The 644-nt window shown below is 44.9% G+C and carries 1 protein-coding gene; it reads left to right on the forward strand.

Annotated features, from left to right (window positions below):
- Window positions 1-644: hypothetical protein (locus tag AC01Y6_RS10930; protein ID WP_476671557.1), on the forward strand; the 644-nt coding region annotated here is incomplete at both ends.

Consider the following 644-nt stretch of genomic DNA (forward strand, 5'->3'; position numbering starts at 1 on the left):
GATTATTGCCTTCCTACTGGTTACTTTCCCACTTCGGGGGCTGTTTTCCCAATTCTTAATCCCAGTACCCGATTCTGGGTTTTTATTTTGCAAGCTTTTGATAGTCAGGGATCTCCGATAGATATTTTGGTTTCTGATCAATACAGTTCGGAGTTGTATAAACCTGTAAAAGTAGAATCGGTTGAGATTTTTCCAATCTTTGAGGGTTTTCGTTCTGCCGAACCTCAAACTTTTGGATTTCCTCCAACCTTTCAGTTAAATCCAGACTTAGTTCCTCCGACTATCCGCCATCCAATCCCTTTACCGATTAAAATTCCCGCTGGATTGGGCAGTCCCTATCCGCAAACTCTTCCTCTAGAACTTCCTACTCCCTATAGGTTACCTTCTGAACCTTTACCTTTACTTATTCCTTCTAATTTACCTTCAGATCTACCCTTACTTTTACCTCCGATTTTCCTTACTCCTAATGGTTTGCAGTTTGGCGATTCTTCGCCAGGAATTCAAGAAGGGCCTAGCGGCACAATAACTACTCCTCAGCAGGGAGTAGGAACTTTAACCCAAACCCAAACTGATCCAGAATCTAGAGGTAGGCATGGTCCACCCTACCCTCCTGGTGGCCTTTCCCGGGCTCGCGGAGACCCTGG

It is taken from the genome of Thermus sp. (assembly GCF_056332225.1).